General features: G+C 56.5%; 3 protein-coding genes. 2 read left to right on the forward strand and 1 reads right to left on the reverse strand.

The features are described 5' to 3' along the window. The coding region (locus tag MVK46_RS04765) for a potassium transporter TrkG (RefSeq protein WP_297535504.1) at nucleotides 1–252 on the forward strand (252 nt) is incomplete at its 5' end. A 64-nt stretch (nucleotides 253–316) separates the two neighbouring features. Further along, complete coding sequence (locus tag MVK46_RS04770; RefSeq protein WP_297535505.1) at nucleotides 317–649, forward strand: transcriptional regulator; 333 nt, start codon at nucleotides 317–319, stop codon at nucleotides 647–649. Here MVK46_RS04770 and MVK46_RS04775 read toward each other — a convergent pair. After that, nucleotides 630–2,306, reverse strand: a complete 1,677-nt coding sequence (locus MVK46_RS04775) for a DUF4910 domain-containing protein (RefSeq protein WP_297535506.1) — start codon at nucleotides 2,304–2,306, stop codon at nucleotides 630–632. The genes MVK46_RS04770 and MVK46_RS04775 overlap by 20 nt on opposite strands. Nucleotides 2,307–2,319 lie beyond the last annotated feature (13 nt).

The following is a 2,319-nucleotide window of genomic DNA, read 5'->3' on the forward strand; positions in this document are numbered from 1 at the left end:
CTCGTATCGTCGGTGGTTGCTGTTCTCAACGGAACGACAACCGGAAAGCCGATTCCACTCGCCGATGCCATGAGCGCTGTCGCGGCGACGCTCGGCAACATAGGGCCCGGCATAGGGGCCGTTGGGCCGATGGCCAACTACCTGATTTTCCCGACAGGGACGAAAATCCTGATGTTCTTCCTAATGTGGCTTGGGAGGCTTGAGATTGTAACGGCCTTTGTTCTCTTCACCCGCGCCTACTGGAGGTGGTGATGCAAAGATTTATTAATAGGTATGAAGAGAGTATTTCATAGGTGTGATTGCATCGGTGGGAGAGATGGAGGAGGTATACGAGAAGCTGGAGGCCCTGTTGCGCTCCATCGGGGTCAAGAAAACCGAGCTGAGGATATACCGTCTGCTCCTCGAAAAGAGCAGGCCCATGAGAATCACCGAGATAGTCAGGGAACTCGGAATAAGCGAGCGCTCGGTCAGGGAGCACGTCCTCAGCCTATACAGAAGGGGGATTCTCAAAAGGGAGCTAATCCAGCAGGGATGGCTCGGATACACCTACACCGCGGTCTCGCCCGGGGAACTGCTCGAGAGCATAAAGAGGTATATTCTGGAGAGAATAAGCGAGCTTGAAAAAGAGCTCAAGGGGACGAGGAACTGACGATTCCCGCCCCCTCAAGAATCCCGACGAGCTTCTCCAGTTTCTCCCTCTCAATTTTTCCGTATTCCTCCTCAAGGGCTTTGAAGGCCCTCTCCTTCGGCAGCAGCTCCGAGAGCATGAGCAGTTCGTGGAGCTGGGCGTAGGCCTTTCTGTCCTCGGTTAGCTTCTTGAACTCCTCCGCGTTGCCACCGTTCCGCCTAATCAGCCTCTCGTTGAGGATTCCCCTGAGTTTCCATTCGAGCCAGGGCTCGCTCTCAAACTCGTGGCCGAGTTCGAAGCCTATGAACTTTGAATCCCTCGCGAGGCCCTTCATGACGAGCTTCTCGCTCTCCTCAGTTTCGGTGTTCATGGAAACCTCTCCGAGGACCTTCATGGCGTAGCCCCTCGCGAAGCGCCTCAGCTTCTCCCTGTCCTCCTTTGCCAGTGTAAGGGCCGTCGCCAGAGCCGCGTTTCCGATTATCGCAATTGTCTCGAGGCTGACCTTCTCGACTGTGTCCCCGCTCGAGTGGTAGAAGCGGTCAGGCCAGGTTATCGGCATCGTTCCCGGAATATTGAAGAAGTTGAAGATGTCGTGGTCGCTCCCCATCTCGTAGGGGTAAGCTTTAAAGGCCATCGCCGGAAGCTCGCTTCCTGAGAAGCTCTTTCCCTTCCTATTGGTCAGCCCGATAAAGTGCTCGAGCAGGCCGGAAACGATGGAGAAGTGTGAGAGCGGAGTTCTCACGAGCATAAGCGTTGAGCCGCTCCTGTCGGAACTGCCGGCGACCATGTCGAGGTTTACGTTGGCGTAGAATTCCTCAGGTTTCACCCTTTCGAAGAAGGCCTGCGTTCCATGATATTCTGGAACCCAGAGGAAGGCGAAGCCGAAGCGGAAGGAGTCATTGTAGGCCTCGCTGAGCTTCCTCGCGAGTTCTATGAGCATTGCACTCCCGCTCGCGTTGTCGTTGGCCCCGGGCTTGGGGTGGCAGATGTGGGCCGAGAAGACGATGTAAGGGGCCTCTCCCACAGTTGCGTAGAGCATCGGGAGGTCTTCTTTTTCGGGGGTTTCCACCTGAACGGAGACGCTCACCTCTACGCCACCTTTGAGGGATTTTGAAATCATATCCTTTGCCGCGCTCTCAGGAACCGCCAGTGCGGGAATCCTCGCCCACTCAAGGTCGTCCCTCGTCAGGAACAGGCCGAGGTACGGGTAGAACTCGCCGGTTCCCTCGCGGTAGGCTATGAAGGCCCTGGCGCCGGCCTCGTTGGCCTTTCTGTATGCATCCCTCCAGTTTCTTCCAACCAGAACGATTTTTCCCTCTGCCTTCTCCCAGTCTTCGTCGCGGAAAACCGGCAGGAGTTCGGCCTTTGCCTCTCCCTGGGGTGAGTGGGCCATTATAAGGAGAGAGCTTTCCTCCGTCGTCAGCTTCCTCTCGCCGTAGGACAGCTCCCCGCGAACTGGATTCCAAGCTATTGGGGAAGCCAGCGTTCCGTGCCAGGCTTTTCCGTCGTAGGTCGAGCGGAGGAGTTTGTTCTCAACGCCGAGCTCATCGAGCCTCTCCTTAATCATCTCAACGCTCTCAACGAGTTCCCTCGAGCCCTGAATCCTGTGGAACTCCGCTATCTCGGAAATCTCCTTCAGAACGCGCTCCGGGCTGAGCCGGACGTCGGGCAACTTCATAAAGACCACCGTC

This window comes from Thermococcus sp. (genome assembly GCF_027066465.1).
GTDB lineage: Archaea > Methanobacteriota_B > Thermococci > Thermococcales > Thermococcaceae > Thermococcus.